The sequence below is a fragment of the Pseudoxanthomonas sp. 22568 genome (assembly GCF_052044485.1).
In the GTDB taxonomy this organism is placed as follows: domain Bacteria; phylum Pseudomonadota; class Gammaproteobacteria; order Xanthomonadales; family Xanthomonadaceae; genus Pseudoxanthomonas_A; species Pseudoxanthomonas_A beigongshangi.
The window spans coordinates 47,882-70,615 of sequence record NZ_JBQENC010000018.1 but is presented as its reverse complement, the minus strand read 5'-3'; the positions used below and the strand labels follow the sequence as shown (position 1 = coordinate 70,615).

12 protein-coding genes are annotated in these 22,734 nt (G+C 66.8%); 4 read left to right on the top strand and 8 right to left on the bottom strand.

What is annotated here, in order from left to right:
- Positions 1-133: 133 nt before the first annotated feature.
- Together ACTJI2_RS18225 and ACTJI2_RS18220 are read right to left on the bottom strand one after the other, a co-directional pair.
- On the bottom strand, positions 134-1,147 hold the full coding sequence (locus ACTJI2_RS18225; RefSeq protein WP_192198188.1) for a LacI family DNA-binding transcriptional regulator: 1,014 nt from the start codon (positions 1,145-1,147) through the stop codon (positions 134-136).
- Positions 1,148-1,220: 73 nt separating this feature from the next.
- Positions 1,221-2,669, bottom strand: coding sequence for a glycoside hydrolase family 30 protein (locus ACTJI2_RS18220; RefSeq protein ID WP_440842948.1), 1,449 nt, complete (start codon positions 2,667-2,669; stop codon positions 1,221-1,223).
- Positions 2,670-2,873: 204 nt separating this feature from the next.
- Here ACTJI2_RS18220 and ACTJI2_RS18215 point away from each other — a divergent pair, with 204 nt between their 5' ends.
- Both ACTJI2_RS18215 and ACTJI2_RS18210 read left to right on the top strand, forming a co-directional pair.
- The gene (locus ACTJI2_RS18215) at positions 2,874-5,705 is read left to right on the top strand and encodes a TonB-dependent receptor (RefSeq protein ID WP_440842947.1); all 2,832 of its coding nucleotides are present in this window, start codon (positions 2,874-2,876) and stop codon (positions 5,703-5,705) included.
- Positions 5,706-5,811: 106 nt separating this feature from the next.
- Positions 5,812-8,370: a glycoside hydrolase family 3 protein gene (locus ACTJI2_RS18210; RefSeq protein ID WP_318288189.1), complete on the top strand. Its 2,559-nt coding sequence runs from the start codon at positions 5,812-5,814 to the stop codon at positions 8,368-8,370.
- A gap of 218 nt (positions 8,371-8,588) precedes the next feature.
- Here ACTJI2_RS18210 and ACTJI2_RS18205 read toward each other — a convergent pair whose 3' ends face one another.
- The 6 genes from ACTJI2_RS18205 to ACTJI2_RS18180 form a co-directional block, all read right to left on the bottom strand.
- Complete coding sequence (locus ACTJI2_RS18205) at positions 8,589-10,424, bottom strand: MFS transporter (protein WP_318288190.1); 1,836 nt, start codon at positions 10,422-10,424, stop codon at positions 8,589-8,591.
- A gap of 84 nt (positions 10,425-10,508) precedes the next feature.
- Positions 10,509-11,624 carry an N-acetylglucosamine-6-phosphate deacetylase gene (nagA, locus tag ACTJI2_RS18200; RefSeq protein ID WP_440842946.1) on the bottom strand — a complete coding sequence of 372 codons (1,116 nt, stop codon included), beginning with the start codon at positions 11,622-11,624 and terminating at the stop codon, positions 10,509-10,511.
- Positions 11,621-12,400, bottom strand: coding sequence for a DeoR family transcriptional regulator (locus ACTJI2_RS18195; protein WP_183640106.1), 780 nt, complete (start codon positions 12,398-12,400; stop codon positions 11,621-11,623). Before ACTJI2_RS18195 ends, nagA begins: the two co-directional genes overlap by 4 nt.
- Before the next feature lie 37 nt (positions 12,401-12,437).
- Entirely contained in the window at positions 12,438-13,772 is a 1,335-nt protein-coding gene (locus ACTJI2_RS18190; protein WP_440842945.1) for a D-tagatose-bisphosphate aldolase, class II, non-catalytic subunit, read from the bottom strand.
- 25 nt (positions 13,773-13,797) lie between these two features.
- Entirely contained in the window at positions 13,798-14,724 is a 927-nt protein-coding gene (locus ACTJI2_RS18185; protein WP_440842944.1) for an ROK family protein, read from the bottom strand.
- Positions 14,725-14,739: 15 nt separating this feature from the next.
- Positions 14,740-15,915 carry an SIS domain-containing protein gene (locus ACTJI2_RS18180; protein ID WP_440842943.1) on the bottom strand — a complete coding sequence of 392 codons (1,176 nt, stop codon included), beginning with the start codon at positions 15,913-15,915 and terminating at the stop codon, positions 14,740-14,742.
- A gap of 378 nt (positions 15,916-16,293) precedes the next feature.
- Here ACTJI2_RS18180 and ACTJI2_RS18175 point away from each other — a divergent pair, with 378 nt between their 5' ends.
- Together ACTJI2_RS18175 and ACTJI2_RS18170 are read left to right on the top strand one after the other, a co-directional pair.
- Positions 16,294-19,602, top strand: coding sequence for a TIM-barrel domain-containing protein (locus ACTJI2_RS18175; protein ID WP_440842942.1), 3,309 nt, complete (start codon positions 16,294-16,296; stop codon positions 19,600-19,602).
- Between the two features lie 146 nt (positions 19,603-19,748).
- Positions 19,749-22,727, top strand: coding sequence for a TonB-dependent receptor plug domain-containing protein (locus ACTJI2_RS18170; protein WP_183640115.1), 2,979 nt, complete (start codon positions 19,749-19,751; stop codon positions 22,725-22,727).
- The last annotated feature ends 7 nt before the right edge of the window (positions 22,728-22,734 follow it).

Genomic DNA, 22,734 nt, shown 5'->3' with positions numbered 1-22,734 from the left:
CTCTACGTAGAGCCGAGCTTGCTCGGCTGGGGATGGTGCGAAGAGCAGCGGAGCGAGCTCCGCTCTACGTGTAGAGCCGAGCTTGCTCGGCTGGGGATGGCGCAAGAAGCAGCGGAGCAAGCTCCGCTCTACGTCATCGCTTGCGGCGGGGCGGGGCGATGGATTCGCGTAGTTCCAGGGAGTACTGGATCGGCACCATCCGGCCCGCATCGGGATCGCGGATGCTGTTGAGCAGTTCCAGGGTCGCCACCCGGCCCATGTCGCGGGTTGGCTGGCGGACCGTGGTCAGGGCCGGAAAAATGTGGCGCGAGATCGGCGTGTCGTCGAAGCCGCAGACCGACAGATCGCGCGGCACGCTCAGCCCGCGCAGGCCTGCGACCCGGATCACTCCGGCGGCGGTGTCGTCGTTGGCGGCGAAGATGGCGGTCGGCGGATCCTTCAGATCCAGCAGCTGGTTGGCGCCATGCACGCCGGATTCGTAGGTGAATTCGCCTTCCACCACCAGGTCCGGATCGAAGTCGATGCCGGCGCGTTCCAGCGCGTCGCGATAGCCGGCGAAACGCCAGGCGCAGGCACCATGCGCCTTGTGGCCCTTGATGTGGCCGATACGGCGATGGCCGAGGGCGACCAGTTCGGCCACCAGGTCACAGACCGCGGCGTGCTCGTCCACGGTCACTCCGATACGGCCACGGCGCACGCGCGGGGAAATGCTGGCGAACGGGATCTCGTGTTCCTCCAGCTGCGCCAGCAGTGCCTTGTCGTCGGTCAGTGGCGGGATCAACAGCACCCCGTCCAAGCCGAAATGTTCGACCAGCGAGGTTATGTCGGCGGTGTAGCCGCGCTGGCCGAAGGTCACCGGCGCCAGCACCAGGGTGTAGTGCTGGGCACGGCAGGCTTCCAGCACGCCGCTCTGGATTTCCATCAGGTAGTTGCGCGACGGGTTGTCGTAGGCCAGCGCCACCACGTAGGACCGCTGGCCGGCCAGGCTGCGCGCCGACGGGTTGGGACGGTACTGCAACCGGGCGACGACATCCTCGACCCGGCGCCGGGTCTCCTCGCGCACGTTCGGCTCGTGGTTGAGCACGCGCGATACCGTCTTCATCGAAACACCGGCGGCGGCGGCCACGTCCTCAATCCGAATGCGCATGGCGCTGGGGTTCCTTCACCTCTTCCAGGGCGTCATTCTGCCAGAGCGCGCGGCGTCGGCCTTGCGCGCTGCGTCACGGCGCCCCCGGCGTCCAAACGAAGGTCGCCAGGCTGCGCGCCGGCAGGGCGTAGCGCAGGGTCTGACCGCCCTGCCCAATCGAAAAGCGGCGGGTACGGTTGGCGGAATTGGTCACCACCAGCACCAGCGAGCCATCGTCCTCGTTGCGGAACGCCACGTGATCCAGATCGCCGCCCTCGCCGTCGGACGCGATCCTGGAAGCGCCCGGCCGCACGAAGCGGCTGGCATGGGCCAGGGCGTAGTACTCGTCGGTGCGGCTGACCTCGCCGGTGCGCGAGTCGATGGTGACCACGCCGCGGCAGGTATCGCAGCCGCCGGCGTGCGGGCCGCCACCCTGATCCAGCGCCAGGTTCCAGAACAGCACGCCACGGGCCCAGTTGCGCGTCGCGCCGATGACCTGTCCACGCGCCTGCAGGGTCAGGCCACCGCTGATGATCGGTTCCCAGTCGCCGCCGGAGCATTCGGTCAGGTAGGCGTCCTTGTCGGGAAAGGCTTCATGGACCGGGGTCTGCGCCTCCACCGCGCCGCCGTAGCAATGCCAGGCGACTGCGGATACGTACTTGCCGGCGGCCGGATCGTTCAGCACGCCCAGCGGCTCCTGCGGCTTGTCCCAGTTGTGGTCCCAGTCGAAGATCTGCGGCGCGTTACTGCGCTTCGCCAGCAACGGCCCCAGGTGATCGCCGATGAAGCGCGCCCGCGCCGGCGCATTGAGGCGCATGCCGGGGTAGTCCTTGGGTTCGAAATCCGGCTCGTTCTGCACGGTGAGGGCGAAGATCGGGATGCCCTCGGCCGCGTAGGCGTCGACGAACTTGAGCAGGTAGCGGGCGAAGGCATCGTAGTACTCCGGCCGCAGCGTGCCCTGGATCAGGCTGTTGTTGGATTTCATCCACGCCGGCGCGCTCCAGGGCGAGGCCATCACCTGCAACCGCGGATTGATCGCCAGGGCGGCGCGGGTCACCGGCACCACGTCGCCGCGATTCGGTTCGATGCTGAAGTGCTTGAGCTCCGGGTCCGGCTGGTTGCCCGGCGGATCGTCCAGGCTGTAGTGGTGGCGCGAGAAGTCGGAGGCGCCAATGGTCAGGCGGGTGAAACTCAGGCCGAGCCCGCCGTTGTCCCGGCCAAACAGCTCGCGCAGCAGCGCATCGCGTTGAGCCGGCGACATGCGGTGCTGGATCAGCCAGGCGGAGGAATCGGTGATGGAGGCGCCGAAACCGACCATGCGCTGGAAGCGCTGCTCCGGATCCACTTCGATGTGGATCCGCCGATCGGAGTCGTCGCCGAACTCCACCGGCGCCTGCGCCTGCATCGCCTGCCGGTGGTCGGAAGTCGTGATCCACACCTGTGCCCGTGGCCCTGCGTGCGCGGTACCGGCCGCGCCGGCGAACATCGCCGCGAACAGAACGGACAAGGTGAATGGCATGCGCCAGCGGATGGTCGTTTTCAATGGAACTCTCCCTCGGTTCGCGGTGGCGAAAAAAACGCCATGTTTCCGCGCATTTCCAATGCTGCGCTGCAGCGATGCCGCCACGTATCCCGCGCCATGCGCCAACAACGACGGCAGTTGCCGCCAGGTCGCGTAACGCGATATTGACAAGTCGCATTGAGCGACAGTATGACAGCGCTGTCAATACAGGCTGGAGAGGGCCGCATGACACACCAGGCACACGCTCGGGGAGCCGCCGGCTCCCAACTTCGCTTCGTCCCCCGCAAGCAACTGCTTGCCTCCGCCTGCGCGCTGGCGCTGGTATCCACCTTCGCGGTCCATGCCCAGGATGCGCAGCAGGAGAAGACGCCGGAACAGCAACAGAATCCGGACATCAGCACCCTCGACAAGGTGCAGGTCACCGGCATCCGCGGCAGTATCGCGACCTCGATCGACACCAAGAACGAGTCCAACTCGATCGTCGAGGCAATTTCCGCCGAGGACATCGGCAAGCTTCCCGACGTCAGCATCGCCGAATCGATCGCCCGCCTGCCCGGCCTGGCGGCACAGCGCGTCAATGGTCGTGCCCAGGTCATCGCCATCCGCGGCCTGGCCCCAGACTTCGCGGCGACATTGCTCAACGGCCGTGAACAGGTCACCACCGGCGACAACCGCGGCGTCGAGTTCGACCAGTATCCGTCCGAGCTCATCAACGCCGTGACCGTTTACAAGACGCCCGACGCCAAACTGATTGGCCAGGGCCTGTCAGGCACGGTCGATCTGCAGACCATCCGTCCGCTCGAGTACGGCCAGCGCCGGATCGTGGTCAACGCACGTGGCGAGAAGAACTCGTTCGGGCGGCTGAATTCCGGGGTCAGTAACAGCCTGGGCAATCGTTTCAGTGCTTCCTACATCGATCAGTTCGCCAACAACACCATCGGCATCGCGCTGGGTTATGCGCACCTGGACTCGCCATTCCAGGAGAAGCACTACAAGGCCTGGTGGTGGGGTGGTTCGGCCGACTGGTTCCCGGCCGACGGCATCCCGGGCAAGCCCGCTGGCGCGGAAATGCTGATGGGCGCCGAAGCCTGGGCGCGTTCCAGCGACCAGATCCGTGATGGCCTGATGGGCGTGTTCGAGTTCAAGCCCAACGAGAACTTCCACAGCATCCTCGACCTGTACTACTCCAAGTTCGACCAGAAGGAGACGATGCGCGGCATCATGTGGAGCCAGGATCCGTGGACCGGAAACGGCGTCACGATCTCGAATCCGAGCGTGGTTCGCCGGGGCAATGTGGATATCGTCACCGGGGGCAACCTGACCAACATCGAGCCAGTTATCCGCAACGACTACAACCGTCGCCAGGACGACATGTTCTCGGCCGGATGGAAGAACATCTGGCACTTCTCGGAGAATTGGACCGCACAGGCCGACTTGAGCTACTCCACCACCGAGCGCGAGCAGAGCATTGCCGAGACTTACGCCGGCCTGCAGACGGTCGGTACGGATGGAACGGTCAGCCCGGTGCTCGATACGCTGAGCTACAGTTCCCCGCTGAGCTCGGAGTTCGCCCGCTTCTCGTTTGGTCGCAGCTACGCGGACCCGTCCACCGTCGTCCTGAGCGACCCGTCCAACTGGGGACGCGACGGCCGCATCGAGACGCCACATCTGGAAGACACCATCAAGGCGGCGCGTTTCGAGTTGCGCCGGGATTTCCAGGCAGGTCCGTTCTCCGGCCTGGAGTTGGGCGCAAACTTCAGTCGCCGCGAGAAAGAGAAAACCTCCTACGTCTATTACGCGAACCTGAAAAACGGCCGCACGCCGATTACCCTGGACAGAGATGTCCTGGTGGCGCCCACCAATCTGGGCTTCGTAGGCATTCCGCATGTCCTGTCCTATGACGTCAACGAAGCGCTGAGTCGCTACTACGACATTGGCCTGCAGATGGACCAGAACGATTTCCAGAAGGACTTCTCGGTCACCGAGAAGGTCAAAACCTTCTATGCCAAGCTGGACATCGATACCGATATCGGCGAACGGGTGCGTCTGCGCGGCAACGTGGGCGTGCAGTACATCAAGACCGATCAATCCTCCCGTGGCTTCAACGTCGCCAGCGTCAACAACCTCGGCGCGGTCGAAGCAGGTACGGACTACGACGATCTGTTGCCCAGCCTGAACCTGGTAGCCGACTTCGGCGATGGCTGGTTCCTTCGTTTTGGCGCCGCCAAGACCCTTGCGCGCGGTCGCATCGACGACATGCGGGCCGCTTCCAATGCCAGTGTGTCCCCGACCACGCGGCAATGGAGCGGTAGCGGCGGCAACCCCTACCTGGAGCCGTGGCGTGCGAAAGCGGCTGACCTGTCGCTTGAGAAATATTTCGGACCGGCCAGCTATGTCGCCCTCGCCCTGTTCTACAAGAACCTGGACAACTACATCCGCAGCAACACGGTCGAATACGACTTCACCGGCTACACGAACCCGGATCCGACCATCGTGCCCGTCTCCAACATCGGCCAGTTCAGCACGCCGGTGAATGCGGAAGGTGGCTACCTGCGTGGTGCGGAGCTGAGCACGGCGCTCGATTTCGGCATGTTCGCCCCCGCGCTTGACGGCTTTGGCGCGCAGTTCAGCGCATCGTATACGGAGAGCAACATCAACCCGGGCAATACCACGTCGAACGTGGCGGCACTCAATCGCCTGCCAGGGCTGTCGCGGGATGTTGCCAACCTGACCCTGTACTACGAAAAGAACGGTTTCTCCGCGCGCGTCAGCGAACGTTACCGTTCGGAGTTCCGTGGCGAGATCTACAACCTGTTCTTCTCGCGGGCCTACACGACCATCCTCGCGGATCGCCAGACCGATCTGCAGCTCAGCTACGAGTTCCCGGATGGCAGCAACATGGCGGGCATGTCGTTCCTGTTCCAGGTCAACAACCTGACCAACTCGCCCTACCGCACCGTACAGGATTCGGAGTTCGGTGGCGGTGCGAGCCAGCCGCTGGAGTACAACGAGTACGGCCGACAGTTCATGTTCGGCGTGAGCTACAAGTTCAACTGATGCAAATCCGGCCGGCGGCGTCCCGCAAGGGCGCTGCCGGCCGCCGATGTTGTGCACGGCGGAGCGATCCGCCGTTTTCTTCTTTGAAACATCCGGAGGTAAAGACGTGAGAATCCGTGATATCGCACTCCTGAGCGGGATCTGCCTGGCCATGGGACTGGCGGCTTGCGCCAAGCAGGAGCCGGCCACTGCCGACCAGAAACCCACCGAGCCGGCGAAGCTGGCCGACTGGCCACGCCTGACCAGCGCCGTGGCGCAAGATCCGGCCTTGGAAGCGCGTATCAAGGAAATCCTGGCGTCGATGACCTTGGCCCAGAAGGTGGGCCAGATGACCCAGGCGGAGATCAAGTCGATTACGCCGGAGGAAGTTCGCAAGTACTACATCGGTTCGGTGCTCAATGGCGGCGGTTCCTGGCCGGGCAAGAACAAGCGAGCCGACGTGAAGGATTGGCTGGCGCTAGCCGACGCCTACTACGCGGCGTCGATGAGCACGGATGCGAAGATCCCGGTGCCGATCATCTGGGGTACCGATGCCGTGCACGGCCACAGCAACGTGTTCGGCGCGACCATCTTCCCGCACAACATCGGCCTGGGCGCGGCGCATGACGCGGCGCTGATCGAGAAGATCGGCGCGGCCACCGCGCAGTCCACCCGTGCCACCGGCATCGGCTGGGCGTTCGCGCCGACCGTGGCGGTCGCGCAGAACGCGCGCTGGGGCCGCACCTACGAGAGTTACTCCTCCGAGCCGGCGCTGATCCGCGAATACGGCGCGGCCTACGTCAAGGGCATGCAGGGCACGCTCAAGGGCGACGGCGACGTGGTCGCCACCGCCAAGCATTTCATTGGCGACGGTGCCACCGACAACGGCAAGGACCAGGGCAATTCGACCGTGCCGCTGGCGGACATGATCAACGTCCACGGCCAGGGTTACTACGGCGCCATCGAAGCCGGCGTGCAGACGGTGATGGCGTCCTACAACAGCTGGAACGACGTCGCTGCCGGCAAGGACTACGGCAAGATGCATGGAACGAAGGACCTGCTGACCGGCGCGCTGAAGGAGAAGATGGGCTTCGACGGTTTCGTCGTGTCCGACTGGAACGGCATCGGCCAGGTGCCGGGCTGCAGCAACGCCAGCTGCGCCGCTTCGATCAATGCCGGCATGGACATGATCATGGTGCCGGACGACTGGAAGGCCTTCATCGCCAACACCCTCCAGCAGGTCGAAAGCGGCGAGATTCCGCTGGCCCGCATCGACGACGCGGTCACCCGCATCCTGCGGGTCAAGCTGCGTGCCGGCCTGTTCGAGCGCAAGCCGTCCGACAGCCCGCATGCCGGCAAGCCGGAATCGCTGCAGCACCGCGAACTGGCCCGCCAGGCGGTACGCGAGTCGCTGGTGCTGCTGAAGAACGAGAACGCCGCGCTGCCGCTCAAGCGCAACCAGCGCGTGCTGGTCGTCGGCAAGAACGCTGACAGCGTGCCGAACCAGGCCGGTGGCTGGTCGCTGACCTGGCAGGGCACCGACAACACCAACGCCGACTATCCGAACGCGGACACGCTGCTGGCCGGCATCCGCGAAGCGGTCGGCGAAGGCAACGTGACCGTGCGCGAATCGGCCGAAGGCGTGGATCCGGCCAGCTTCGACACCGTCATCGCGGTGATCGGCGAAACACCGTACGCCGAGATGATGGGCGACATTCTGCCGTACCAGACCGTCGCCCACAGCCAGCGCAGCCCCGAGGATCTGGCGGTGCTGAAGTCTGCCGCTGCCACCGGCAAGCCGGTCGTGACAGTGTTCCTGTCCGGGCGTCCGCTGTATGTCAACGATCTGATCAACCTGTCGAGCGCGTTCGTCGCCGCGTGGCTGCCGGGCACCGAAGGCAAGGGTGTGGCCGACGTGCTGTTCGCCGGTGCGGACGGCAAGCCGGCGCATGACTTCCGTGGCCGCCTGACCTTCCCGTGGCCGGGTGATGCGTGCCCGGCGCCGTCGAACCATCCGGATCCGAAGAAGCCTGCGCAATTCGGACTCGGTTACGGCCTGTCGTATGCCAAGCCCGGCCAGGTTGCCAAGCTGGCGGAAACCGCGCCCGCGACCTGTGGCGAAGCCACCACGGTGGCGGTGTTCAACCTCGCCGATGCCGCGCCCTACGCGCTGCACCTGTCGGCGGCGGGCCAGGACCGCGCGCTCGGTGCCGATCTCAACCAGACCATCGAGTGGCCGCAGGACAAGCCGGCGCTGCGCGTGCGCACGGTGCAGGTCAACACCCAGCAGGACGCCAAGGAAGTCACCTGGCTGGCGCCGGCGCGCTTCTACGCGCGCAGCCCCGGCGGCACCAGCATGGCGTCGATCGCGCAGGACAAGGGCGCGCTGCTGTTCGACATCAAGCTCGCGCAGGCACCGAAGGGCAAGGTCACGCTGCGCTTCGGTTGCACGCAGGGCTGTGGCGACGGCATCGATCTGGCTCCGCAGCTGGCCGGCTACAAGCCCGGCGACAAGCACACCGTGAAGGTGCCGCTGTCCTGCTTCGCCGATCGCGGCGCCAACCTGGGCGGCATCGACATGCCGTTCGCCATCGACGCCGACGCCCCGTTCTCGGCCGCCTTCACCAACATCAAGGTGGTGGCCGGTGCGGCGGCGGATGCCGATGCGGTGAAGTGCGGCAAGTAATTGCCACGAATCCTTCCGAAGGATGAGGGGTCGTTAAACCGACCCCTCGTTTCCGTCACCGACCGTGGTCATTCCGGCGGCCTTTGACGATCCGCTGGTCGGTCAAGCCGGGATCCATTTGCCGCGATGGTGAATGGCCCTTGAGGACTGAAGCACCGCGCGAAGGTGGATTCCAGCTCTCGCTGGAATGACGGCTTTGGGGTTGGGATGGTGATACGTCAGCGTCCGGGACCGCCCGGCGATGCCTTCCCGGCACCCCGGAAATGCGCCTCGATCTGCTCCAGCGTCCGCCCCTTGGTCTCCGGCAGCAGGAACGCCGCCACCAGGAAATACAGCACGGTGCAGGCAGCCCAGAAGAAGAACATGCTGGCGTAGCCGTAGTGGCCGACGGTGGGCAGGAAGATCGCCGCGATGGTGGTGGAGACGAACTGGTTGATCAGCAGGGCGATGCTCATGCCGTTGGAACGGATGCGGGTGGGCATGAGTTCCGACAGCGCGAGCCACACGCACACGCCGGGGCCGACCGCGAAGAAGGCCACGAACACCAGGATGCAGGCGGCGACCGCCCAGCCGTGCGCCGGCGACGGTACCGCGCCGAGGCTGGCACGCTCGATCACCAGCGGCGCGTGTGCCGCTTCGGCCGGATCCGGGAACGGATTCAGGTGTAGTCGGCGAAAGAAGGCGCCGATGACGCTGTCCGCCTGCACGGTCTGATCGCGACGCAGGACCACCTCGGGCACGCCGGGCGCATCGCTGCGCAGCGATCGCACGTTGCTGAAACCGCCGTAGGCGTAGGCGATGGTCAGTTGCTGCGGTCCGGTCGCGCTGTCCACGCCGAGGCGACGCCATTGCGCCGCGTCCAGTTCCAGCTTCAGCGCATCGCCGGCAATCTGCGATTGCAGCACCGGCGAGACATCGCGCTCGCCCCGCTCGGCACGGACGAACAGCAAGGCGGCGGCCAGCAGCGCCACCGCGATGCCACCGCTGCCGAGCATCAGCAGGAACTTGCGTCCCTTGCGGTCCACCAACACCAGCGCGACCACCGTCATCACCGCGTTGAGCACCTTGATCGCCACGTCGGCGCCGTTGGCGACCGCGCCGGGCAGACCAGCCTGGTTGAGGATGTTGACCGCGTAGGCCAGCACGGAGTTGATGCCGGTGGCCTGGGTGAAGGCGAGCACCGCGCAGGCCAGCAGGAACGGCCACACATAGCGACGGCTGAGCAGGCGGTCGCGCGCCTGCGGGTCGCCGGCGCCTTCCGGCGCCTGCATCCGTGCCAGTGTCATCTCGACCTCGCTGGCGGGAACGGTGCGGCGCAGCGCGTCGCGTGCGCGTTGGATGCGTCCACGCCGTACCAGCCAGCGCGGCGATTCGCTCAGCAGCAGCACGCCGGCGGTGAACACCAGGCCAGGCAGCAGGCAGCTCCAGAAAATCGTCCGCCACGCGTGATCCTTCGCGGCGAACAGCACGCGTTGCTGTTCGGCGGCGGCCAGTCCGCTTACCGAGGCTTCCGCCGCATCCACCGCGTGCGCGTGGTACAGGCCGATGACCGCCGCCAGCACCAGTCCGATGGTCAGCAGCAGCTGGAACATCGCCGCGCCGCGTCCGCGCCGTTCCGGCGCGAGCACTTCGGCCAGGTACAGCGGCACCACCACGCCGATCAGGCCGCCGCTCACGCCTTGCAGCAACCGGCCGAGCAGCAGTGGTGTATAGCCGGAGGCCAGCGCCATGATCGGAATGCTGAGGGTGAAGAGCAGGCCGGCCAGGAACATCGCGCCGCGCCGGCCGATCAGATCCGCGATGGCGCCGGCGAACAGCGACGAAAGCACGCTGCCCAGCAGTACCGCCGCCACCACGAAGCCGAGCTGCTGGCTGGTGAGATGCCAGCTGATCGTGGCCGTGGCCTCCAGGTACGGCAACGCGCCGGCGATGATGCCGATGTCGATGCCATAGAGCAGGCCGCCCATGCCGGCGATGAACAGCAGGTAGCGCACCTGCCAGCGCGGAGCGGCGTCATGTGCGGGTGCGGCCAGGGTGGCGGAGGGATCGTTCATTCGGATGCCGGTCCTGTCGATTTCATGCGCGCAAGGCGCGGGAAACACCGGCACGGGCGTACCGGTGCGGAGAACGAAAGCGGATCAGCCCAGCGGAATCGCGTCGCCTTCGACGAACACCTGCTGCACCTGAAGTTGCGGATCCAGCACCACCAGATCCGCCCACGCACCGGCCTGCACGCGGCCGCGATCGATCAGGCCCAGGTAGTCGGCTGGATAACGCGAGAGGCGGTTGGAGGCATCGGCGACATCGAGTCCCAGCGAGACCAGGTTGCGCAGTGCCTGATCCATGGTCAGCGCGCTGCCGGCCAGCGAACCGGCCGCCAGCCGTACGCAACCCAGGCACTTGAACACGCGCTGCGAACCCAGCGCGTATTCGCCATCGGGCATGCCGGTGGCGGCGGTGGCGTCGGTGACGCAGTACAGGCGTGGAATCGCCCGCAGCGCGGTGCGGATCGCCCCGGGATGCACGTGCTTCAGATCCGGGATCAGTTCCGCGTACTCGGCGTGCGCGAGCGCGGCGGTGGCGATGCCGGGATGGTAGTGATCCACGCCGGTCATGCCGTTGAACAGATGGGTGAACCCGGCGGCGCCGGCTTCCAGCGCGGCCACGCCATCCTCGTAGCTGCCGGCGCTGTGGCCCAGCTGCACGCGGATGCCGAGTTGGTTGAGTTGCGGAATCAGCGTCTGGTGCGCGCCGATTTCCGGTGCCAGGGTCAGCACCCGGATCGGCGCCAGCGCATGCAGGCGGCGGACCTGTTCCAGTGTCGCTTCGACCACCAGCGGCGGCTGCGCGCCCAGCCGCTCGATGCTGATGTAGGGGCCTTCCAGGTGCACGCCCAGCACCCGCGCCATGCCTTCGTCGCGCTTGGCAATGGCCGGCGCGAGGCCTTCCAGCGCCTGCACGATGTCGTCCTCGTGAGCGGTCATGGTGGTGCCCAGCAGCGCGGTGGTGCCGTGGCGCGCATGCGCGCGGGCCACGGTACGCGCGGCGTCGCCGCCCTGCATGATGTCCACGCCGTCGCCGCCGTGCACGTGCAGGTCGACGAAGCCGGGCAGGATCAGCGGCTCGTCGCTTTCGCCTTCGCCGGCATCCGGTACGGGATGGAGCGCACGCACGCGCTGGTCGAACTCGATGGTTCCGCGCATCCAGCCGTCGGCGGTGAGGATGCGGCCCTTCAGCGTGCGTGTCGCGGTCATGGCGGTGGTGGCTCTGCGATGATCACTTCGATGCCCAGTCGCTGCAGTCCTTCGCGGTACTCGGCGCTGATGCCTTCATCGGTGATGATGGTGTGGATCTGATCCAGGCGGGCGATGCGATGCAGGCTGACCCGACCGAACTTGGAGGCATCGGTCAGCACCACGATGCGGCGCGCGCGCTCGACCATGCGGTGGTTGAGGCTGGCTTCGGCCTCGTGGTGGGTGGTCAGGCCGAACTGCAGGTCCAGGCCGTCCACGCCGAGGAACACGGTGTCGAAGCTGTAGGTGTTGAGGCTGGCCTCGGCCTGGCTGCCGTGCAGTGACAGCGACTGCTTGCGCAGCAGGCCACCGGTCAGCAGCAGTTCCACGCCGGGTGCGTTGGCCAGTTCCCAGGCGATGTTCAGGCCGTTGGTCATCACGGTGACGTCGCGATGATCGCGCAGGTGCCGCGCCAGGGTCATCGTGGTCGAGCCGGAGTCGATGATGATGTTGTCGCCGGGCTTGACCAGGCGCGCGGCGTGCGTGCCGATGGACTCCTTCAGCGGATGGTTGAGCGCGTCCTTCTCGTGGATGTCCTGCTCGGTCGGCGGTGTGCGCACCAGGGTGGCGCCGCCGTGGTTGCGGGTGGCCAGGCCCTGCGATTCGATGTGGGTCAGGTCGGCGCGGATGGTCACCGACGACACCTCGAAGCGATCCACCAGATCCGCGACCTGCACGTTGCCGTGCTGGACCAGCAGCTGGAGGATCTGTTGCCGGCGTTGGCGGGTATTGCGCATGACGGACCTGTGGATGTTCGGAAGCGGAACCGGAAGCTTACCGTTCCGAAAGCGCGCTGGCTGCGGAAGTTTCGTTTCCGGACCGCGAACCCGCCTGGTTGCGGGCACAGGCACGGGCGTACTCGCCCAGCCGCAGGGCGATCCGGTGCTGGATCAGCGCCAGTGGATCGGCGGTGAGCGTGCCGGCTTCGATGGTGCGCTGTTGTTCGGGCAGGAACTGGCTGAGCAGGATCATCGGCGGCACGTGCCGGCGCAGGTTGGCAACCAGGCGATCCACCGCCGCCTTTACCTCCGGTTCGCCCCAGTAGTAGCGGCAGCGATCGCTGAGCGCGTAGCGGCGCAGCAGGCGCAATTCGGCCGGGTCGCCGCTGTAGTGGTTCTGCCAGTGCTTCGGCTTCTCCACCATGCAGCGATCCAGCACCTCGGGCAGATGCGAGCGTTCGGCTTCCGGCAGCAGTTCGTCCTCGATGGCGGCCAGCGCGAACAACGCCTCGCGATAGGCGAAGGTGGCGGCCGGGCCGACCTTGAGGATGGCGAAGTGATCCCGCACCAGCGCATGCAGCGCGGCTTCGGTCTGGTAGTCGGTGGAGTGCGCCTCGAACACGATGCGTGGCTGGGTCTGGACGAAGTCCGACAGCGCGGTGGCGGCGACCGGGTCGTAACCATGCACCTGGCTGTGATCGAAATCCACGCCCGGCTGCACCACCATCGCGATGACCCGTTCCCAGGCCGGGGTCAGTTCCGGCGTGGAAAATGCCTGGCGATGGATTTCCAGCGTGCGCGCGGCGGCAGCCGGCGTGGTGACCGCCAGACCGCCTTCCAGCGAAGCCTCGCCGCCCGGCACCGGCACTTCCGTGCCGATCACGTAGACCGGCGGCGGCAGCCCGGCGTCGGCGGCGGTGCGCTCGGCGATGACGGCCAGCTCGGCCGAGCGCGCGGCGACGATTTCGTCCGGCAGCGGATGCGGATCGCCGGCGCAGGACATGCTGCAATCCAGGTGGATCTTGTGGAAGCCGGCGGCGACGTAGGCCGCGATCAGATCGCGCGCATGCGCCATCGCCTGTTCGGCCGGGAGCTTCTGCCAGGCGTTGGGCCCCAGGTGATCGCCGCCGAGGATCAGGCGATCGGCGGGAAAGCCCTGCTGGCGTGCCAGCGCTTCCACGTAGGCGCGGAACTGCACCGGATTCATGCCGGTGTAGCCGCCGAACTGATCAACCTGGTTGGAGGTGGCTTCGACCAGCAGCATCGTGTCGTACCGCCGCGCGACCTGCATCGACGCCAGCAAGACCTGCTCGTTGCTGGAGCAGATGCTGTACAGGCCGACGTTCTCGCCTTCGCGATGGGCGGCAATCAGGGATTGGACAGCGGACACGGAACGGCCTCCGGGAAAGGAAGAATCAGGAAATGGGGCAGTGCTGGCGAGCCAACAGCGCCGCGCCGCGCGCACCGCCCGCATCGCCGAACACCGGCGGCAGGATCGGTGGCACGCGCACGCCCTTGAACAGGTGCGTGGCGATCGCCTGCGGCAGATCGCGGTACAGGCGTTCGGCCTTGGACAAGCCGCCGCCGAGCACGATGACGTGCGGATCCACCGCCATGATCAGGCTGGCCAGGCTGTGGCCGAGCAGATCCCGATGCACGTCGAGCGCGCGGTTGGCGGTTTCATCCTGTTGCTGCGCACGCGCGATGATCGCGGCCGCGTCGAGATCGGCGCCGCCGAGCTGGCGATGGATCAGCGCCAGCCCGCCGCCGGACACGTAGCGTTCGATGCAGCCGCGCAGGCCGCAGGGACAGTCGAGCACCGGCAGCGCGTGTTTCACCAGCAGGTGCGCGGCGACGCTCCAGTGGCCCCACTCGCCGGCGATGCCGTTGTAGCCGCCCACCAGCCGGCCCTCGATGCAGTAACCGCCGCCCGCGCCGGTGCCGAGGATGGCGCCGAACATGCTGGGCTGGCCGTCTGCCGCGCCGCCATGCGCCTCGGACAGCGCGAAGCACTGCAGATCGTTGCCCAGGTGCAGCGGAGGCCCGATTCGCGCCCGCAGATCCTGTCCCACCGTCTGCCCGGTCAACGCGGGCACGTTGGCGCTGAGCTGGCGGCCGCTGACGCGATCGCGCACGCCGGGCAGGCCGATGCCGATCGCCTGCGCCGGCTGGCCGAGCGTCTCGTCCGCGTCACGGATCAGCGTGGTGACCGCTTCCAGGAACGCCGGATAGTCGCGCGTCGGGGTGTCGATGCGATGGCGATGCAGCACTTCCAGGCGCGCATCGCAGGCGACCAGTTCGATCTTGGTACCGCCGATGTCGATGCCGTAGTAGCGCTGCATGGCGTGGCTCCCGGCTCAGCCGTGGCGGTGGATGATCACGCCCTGCACGACCCGGTTGACAGTGCCGTCGGGGAAGGGATTGTCGGGGGTGAGGCCGAGTCCGGCGGAGCGCCGCAGCGCATAGCGCTGGGCCAGGGTCAGCCATACCGGCGCCAGCCATGGATCCGGCAGCGCCGGCACGTCCAGCGCGAGATCGTCCGGCGCATCGGCGCCGTCGCCGGCACCGGGGCCGGGGCCGGGGCCGATCGACAGCACGCGTCCGGCCACGCCGTCGCGGCGCAGTTCGTCCAGCAGATCCTGTTCGTAGCGGCGGGCGAGCGGCAACGCGCTGCGCAGCACCACCACCAGGGTGTCCGCATCCAGGGTGGACTTGGGACCATGACGGAAACCGAGCGGGGTGTTGGCCAGCGCCAGCACGCGGCCGGCGGTCAGTTCTAGCACCTTGAGCGCGGCTTCGCGCGCCAGCGCTTCCAGCGGACCGCTGCCCAGGTAGATCACGCGCGAGAACGCGGTTTCCGCCAGCGTGGCAGCGGCGCCTTCCCAGTCGGCGAGTGCGCGCCGGCCCAGCGCGGCGACCGTGCGCAGGCGCTCCAGCCGCTGTTCCCACGGCGCGCTGTCGAACACCGCCAGCGCCGCCAGTTGCATGCAGGTCAGGCTGCTGGTCATCGCGAAGGCGCGATCGCAGCTGGCCGGCGGCATCAGCAGCGTGAGGGTGTCGTCGCGGCCGCGGCCACGGCGCGCCAGTTCGCCTTCGCCATTGCAGGTGATGTCGAGGAAGCGCGATTTGGCCACGTATTCGCGCACCAGATCGACCGCGGCGACGCTCTCCGGACTGGAACCGCTGCGCCCGAACGACACCAGCAGGGTCGGCCGTTCGCGCTCCAGGTACAGCGAAGGATGGGTCAGCAGGCTGGTGGTGTGCACGGCGCGCGCTTCGGCGGGCCATTGCGAATTGATCGTGTCGGCGACCATCTCGGCGATGAAGCCGGAACTGCCGGCGCCGGTGAAGATCACCCGGTGGCCGGGCTGGCGCAGCCAATCGCCGAGGAATTCGTCGATGGCGGCATGGGTGTCCGCCAGCGCTTCCGCCAGCGCGTCCCACAGGGCGGGCTGCTGGGCGATTTCTTCGGCGGTGTATTGCCCGCCAAGGTGCTGCCAGGCGGACAAATCGGAAAGCGTAGGAGCGTCCATTCATTGTTCCTGTTGGGCCTGCGCACGATCTGTGTTTTCTTTCGAAATGTCAAATATCGAAAGATATTGGAAAGTTTGATGCGGCTTCCATTTTCCGACTTTCGGGATCGAAATCGCCCTACGGATGCGATCGGAGATCGGCCTGTTAAGCCTTTTGAAGGAGCTCTGGCGAAGATGAATAGCGGGTTCTGAAAGTATTGCTTCGCAGCAACTTTCGATATCGAGAAAATATCCTTCTTTTTTCTTTGCAATTTATTGACATATTTCGAGACGCTGTCCTAGAGTCGGCCGCAATGGTTTCGTATTCCCGCTCACGCGGGCTTGGGGAGCAAGTTGGAAACCCACGTTAGGCATCGCCGCAATCGCTACGCCGCGCTCATGGCCCTGGCATTGGCCGTGTCCGCGCCGGCGTTCGCCGAAAGCGTGGGCAACCTGCGCGAAGTCCGGGCCGCGCCTTCACGCGAAGGCGTCGCCGGCTGGGACATCACCACCGACAACGGCACCCGCGTGCGGGTGGAACTGCTGCGCGCCGATACGCTGCGCGTGCAGGCCGGCCGCAAGGGCAAGCTGGGTCCGTCCGGTGACAAGGCCGCACCGATCGTGTTGCCGCAGGTCGCGGGCAAGGTGGTCTCCAGCTTCGAGGAGGACGCGCAGGAAGTGCGCATCCGTACCGAGGCGCTGGTGCTGCGCATCCAGCGCCAGCCATTGCGCATGAGCCTGGAACGGGTGGAGGGCGATCGCACCAGCGTGCTGTGGCGCGAACTGCAACCGCTGGATCTGGACGCGCAGCAGAGCGTGCAGGTGCTGTCCAGCGATGCCGCCGAGCATTTCTACGGCGGCGGACAACAGAACGGCCGCTTCGAATTCAAGGGCCGCGAACTGGAAATCGCCTACTCCGGCGGCTGGGAGGAAGGCGACCGCCCCAGTCCCGCGCCGATGCTGCTGAGCTCGCGCGGCTGGGGCATGCTGCGCAACACCTGGAGCGACGGCAATTACGATCTGCGCCAGGCCGACCAGTCCACCCTGCTGCATCGCGAGGATCGCTTCGACGCCTACTACTTCGTCGGCGCCGGCCTGCGCGAACTGCTGGATCGCTACACCGCGCTGACCGGCCGTCCCGGCCTGCTGCCGCGCTGGGCGCTGTCCTACGGCGACGCCGATTGCTACAACGACGGCGACAACAAGAAGAAGCCCGGTACCGTGCCCGAAGGCTGGAGCGACGGCCCGACCGGCACCACGCCGGACGTGATCGACAGTGTCGCGCGCAAGTATCGCGAACACGACATGCCGGGCGGCTGGATCCTGCCCAACGACGGCTACGGCTGCGGCTACACCGATCTGCCCAAGGTCGTGCAGGGCCTGGCGCGCTACGGCTTCCGGACCGGGCTGTGGACCGAGAACGGCGTCGACAAGATTGCGTGGGAAGTCGGCAAGGCCGGCAGCCGCGTGCAGAAGCTGGACGTCGCCTGGACCGGCAAGGGCTACCAGTTCGCGATGGACGCCAACCAGTCCGCCTACAACGGCATCCTCGACAACTCCGACTCGCGCCCGTTCCTGTGGACGGTGATGGGCTGGGCCGGCATCCAGCGCTACGCCGTGGCCTGGACCGGCGACCAGAGCGCCAGCTGGGACTACATCCGCTGGCATATCCCGACCCTGATCGGTTCCGGCCTGTCGGGCATGGCCTACGCCACCGGCGATGTGGATGCGATCTTCGGCGGCAGCGCCGAGACCTACACCCGCGATCTGCAATGGAAGAGCTTCACCCCGGTGCTGATGGGCATGTCCGGCTGGTCGTCGGGCGCGCGCAAGCATCCGTGGTGGTTCGACGAGCCGTATCGCAGCATCAATCGCGACTACCTCAAGTTGAAGATGCGCCTGACCCCGTACATGTACGGGCTGGCGCGCGACGCGGAAACCACCGGCGCGCCGATCGTGCGCGGCCTGATGTGGGATTACCCGGCCGATCCGCAAGCGTGGACCGAGGCGCACAAGTACCAGTTCCTGCTCGGCCGCGAACTGCTGGTCGCGCCGGTCTATCGCAGCCAGGCCGCCAGCCGCGGCTGGCGCCGCGACATCCATCTGCCGCAAGGCCGCTGGATCGACTACTGGGATGGCCGCCAACTGCAAGCCGACGCGAACGGCCGACGCATCGATCGCCAGGTGGAACTGGCGACCCTGCCGCTGTTCGTGCGCGCCGGCGCGATCCTGCCGATGTATCCGGAGATGCTGTACGACGGCGAGAAGCCGCTGGACGAACTGACCCTGGATCTGTATCCGCAGGGCGAGTCGAGCTACACCTTGTACGAGGACGACGGCAACACCCGCCGCTACGCCAAGGGCGAGTTCAGCGAACAGGCCATCCGCATGCGCGCGCCCGCGCAGGGCAGCGGCGAGGTGCGCGTCGAAATCGATCCGGTGCGTGGCCAGTACGCCGGCCAGCTGCCGCAGCGCCGCTATGCGCTGCGCGTGCTGAGCCGGACGAAGCCGAACGCGGTGGAACTGGACGGCCGCGCGCTCCCGCCACTGGCCGATCGCGCCGCCTTCGACGTCGGCGCCGAAGGTTGGTACTTCGATGCGAAGGAGCGTCGCGGCACCGTGCATGTGCGTAGCGCGCCCACCGACATCCGCCGCGCGCTGGCGTTCCGGCTGGACATCCCGGTCGCCGCGGCGCCGGCCGACGATGCCTTCCCGGCCGCGCCGGAACTGGGCCGCGCGTTGCCGGCCGACAGCCTGCTGGTGGTCAATCGTCCCGCCGAGGAACCCGGGCATCCGCTGGAGAATGCCTTCGACGAGGATCCCGCCACCTGGTTCCGCACCGTGCGCAACCAGGCCGTGCGCACCGGCGCGCACGAATGGGTGATCGGCTTCGGCGAACGCCGCCTGGTTGATGGCATCGAACTGGCGCCGCGCACCGATCAGCACTGGAAGCATGGCCAGATCCGCGATTACGAAATCTACCTGGCCGACAGCAATGGCGAATGGGGCGAACCGATCGCGCGTGGTCGCCTGAAGCTGGAGCAGGGCACGCAGACGATCAGCTTCGCGCCGCGCGCCGGCCGCCTGCTGCGCTTCCGCGCGTTGAGCACACAGAACCCCGATGGCGATGGCGCCGCCGGCAACGATCCGATGGTGACGGCGACGCAGGCCGGCACCGCGCGCGCGTTCGATGCCTTGCAGCCGCGCGAAGTCGGGCCGATCACGCTGTCCACGTTCCGCGTGCTGGAACACCAGGCACCCGAGCGCCCGGCGCAGCAGCGCTATCTGTCCGAACTCGATCCGCCGGCCGGCGTCGCCCGGGATCGCGCGTTCGGCGGCCAGGCCGAGATGCGCATGAACGGCCTGCACTTCCGTCGTGGCCTGGGCGTGGGCGCGGACAGCCGCATCGATATCGAACTGAAGGGCGACTGGCGCCTGCTGCGTGCCGACCTCGGCATCGACGACAGCTGCCGCGAGGCCGGCGGCATGCAGTTCCAGGTCTGGGGCGACGACCGCCTGCTGTACGACAGCGGCATGGTGCGCGCGCCGGGCGTGGTCAAACCCGAACTCGACATCCGCGGCCTGCACCGCCTGAGCCTGCGCACCCTCGGCGCGCAGGGTGCGCGGCCGGCGCAGGTCTGCGGCAACTGGGCCAATGCTGTCCTGATGGGACAGGAGGGCGATACCGCCACCATTTCCCCGCCATAACCCGCTCCACAAAAAAGTTTCACGTCGTCTCCCCCGCCTAGTGACTGCGGCCCGTTGGCCGTGGCCCGGGACCGCTGTTGCCTCACGCAAGCCCATCCACCACAGCAGCGCCGCGCGCTGCACCCCCGAAACGAGGAGAGAACCCGATGTCGTCCGCAAGCCGCCGCCAACGCTGTATATCCATCACGCCACTGGCCCTAGCGCTGGGCACGGCGCTCGCCATGACCGGCACGGTCGCGGCGCAGACCGCCGAGACGCCGAAGGAAGACGGCAAGGCCACCGAACTGGCCCGCATCGAGGTCACCGGTTCCAACATCAAGCGCACCGACGTCGAGACCGCTTCGCCGGTGCAGATCATCAGCCGCCAGGACATCGAGAACATGGGTGCGCGCACCCTGTTGCAGGTGCTGGACAACCTGCCGGCCGCGCGCCCGGCGCAGCAGGACTTCAAGTCGCTGTTCACCGGCTCGGACGGCGCATCGCAGGCCAACCTGCGCGGCATGGGCGCGCAGGGCACGCTGGTGCTGCTCAATGGCCGCCGCCTGTCGTACTACGGCGCGCCGGCGGGTTTCCAGACCCAATTCGTCAACATCGACGCGATTCCCGCCGCGGCGATCGAGCGGATGGAAGTGCTGACCGACGGCGCCTCGGCCGTGTACGGCACCGATGCAATCGCCGGCGTGATCAACGTCATCACCAAGAAGTCCTACCAGGGCCTCGAGGTCAACCTGACCACCGACAGCTCCTCCCGCATCACCAGCTATGGCGAACACCAGGCCAGCATCACCGGCGGCTTCGGCAACCTCGACGAGGATCGCTACAACGTCTACGCCTCGCTGAACCTGTATCGGCGCGACCCGATCCCGCTGAGCGACTGGTACGACAAGAAGCCCGGCCAGTACTACGTCAATAATCCGAACTACATCAACAATTTCCGCCTGGGTACCGGCAGTGCGCCGGGCACGTTCAATCCCGGCAGCTACTTCGCCTTCGATCCGGTCACCGGCCGGCGCGTGCAGGAAGCCGCACCGGGTTGCCAGAACGTGGTCGTCGAGGCCGCCGGTCCCCGTTGCATCTGGCAGACCTGGATGAACAACGAGATTGACGCGGGCGCGAAGTCCGAGCGCATCACCGCCTACGTCAATGCCCACTTCCTGATCGGCGAAACCACCGAGGCCTTCGCCGAGGCGACCTACACCGACATCGATCTGCGCGCCAACGGCGGCACGCCGCGTGCATTCGGCACCACCACCGGCAATCCGACCAGCTGGTTCGCCCGCAATACCGGCACCAACGTCAACCAGTTCTTCTACCCCTACCTGGGCCCGAACAACGTCTACAACCACGCCAGTCCCGAACTGCGCGCGCTGATGGGCGGCGTGGTCGGCCTGCAGTACCTGATGCAGGACGTGGGCAAGAACCACTTCGGCCAGCGCAACACCGACAAGAGCTACCGAGGCCTGGCCGGCCTGCGCGGCAGCTTTGGTGACTGGAACTGGGAAACCGCGTTCGCCACCGCCGGCACGCATTCGGTCACCTACCAGACCGTCAACGTCAACCTGGACGGTTTCGCCCGGGCGTTCGGTCCGTTCACCGTCGATCCGGGCACCGGCCGCGTGATCATCTCGGACAATCCCGCCTACCGGTTCGGCGAGATCAGCGAGGCCAACGCGAAGCTGCTGCGCGAGGCCTACCCGACCTTCGACATCCAGTCCTGGACCCGCCTGCACACCCTGGACGGCAAGGTCGAAGGCCCGCTGTTCAACCTGCCCGCCGGCGAAGTACGCGCGGCCTTCGGCTTCAACGTCAGCCGCGAGACCTTCTATACGCCGGGCAATACGGATGCGGCCAACGGCAAGATCACCCAGCAGGGCGGTTCGTGGTTCGACGGCAAGCGCACCACCAGCGCGCTGTTCGCCGAAGTCGTGGCCCCGCTCACCGAGAAGCTGGAACTGGATGCGGCGCTGCGCGTGGACAAGTACCCGAACTTCGACGCCAACATCGCGCCGAAGATCGGCCTGAAGTACCAGGCGCTGCCGACGGTGATGCTGCGCGGCACCTACTCGGAAGGCTTCCGCGCACCGAGCCTGGCTGAAGCCGGCACCGGCGGCGTGTTCGCCCAGCTGGGCGGATTCGAGGACGACATCCGCTGCGACGAGACCAACGCGATCGCCAACCTGCTGTTGCAGTCGAATCGCCCGGGCGACGTCGATCTCGGCAATTCGCTGCTCAACGCCGACTGCAGCCGCACCGTGGCGCGCATGACCCAGCCGAACCAGAACCTGCAGCCGGAGAAAGCCAAGATCGCCACCCTGGGCGTGGTGCTGGAGCCGTTCGACTGGCTGTCGGTGTCGGCCGACTACTGGTTCATCTACCGCCGCAACCAGATCGCCGCGCCGGACTACAGCAAGGAAACCGACATCGTGTCGATGACCCGCAATCCGATCACCGACAGCGACCGCGCCGCGGAAGCCGCGGTGGCGGCGATGTGCGCGGATCCGGCCAGCGGCGTGACCTGCCCGGGCACGCTGCCCACCTACAGCGTGGGCAACGTGGCCAGCGTGGTAGGCCAGTACAAGAACCAGGGCCGCACCCTGATCGATGGTTTCGATGTCGATGCGCGCGGTCATTTCCCGCTGGGCCAGTGGGGCGAGCTGAACGTCGGCGTGGCCGCGACCATCGCGCGCCGCAACGAGGCTTACCTGGATGATGAAACCCGCTGGTACTACGGCAACACGATCGGCTACTACGGCAACCCGCGTCTTCGCGCCACCTTGAATGCCGACTGGACCTACGGCGAGGTGACCACCAGCTTCTTCGTCAACTACGTCGGCAAGACCAAGTGGGCATGGGACCGGGTCGACGCGCAGGACAACTCGCCGGAAACCTGCACCGCCGGATCGCTGCCGGTGGATCCGGACAACTGCAATGGCGTGCCGGCCTGGTGGACCGCCAACCTGGGCCTGTCCTGGCGGCCGGATGACCACTGGCACGCCGGCTTCACCATCAAGAACCTGTTCAACCGGATGCCGTTCTACGATCCGAACAGCTTCCTGGGTGATTCCAGCGACTATGCCAGCATCTTCGGCCGCAGCTACAGCTTTACCGTAGGCTACAAGTTCTGACGAAACA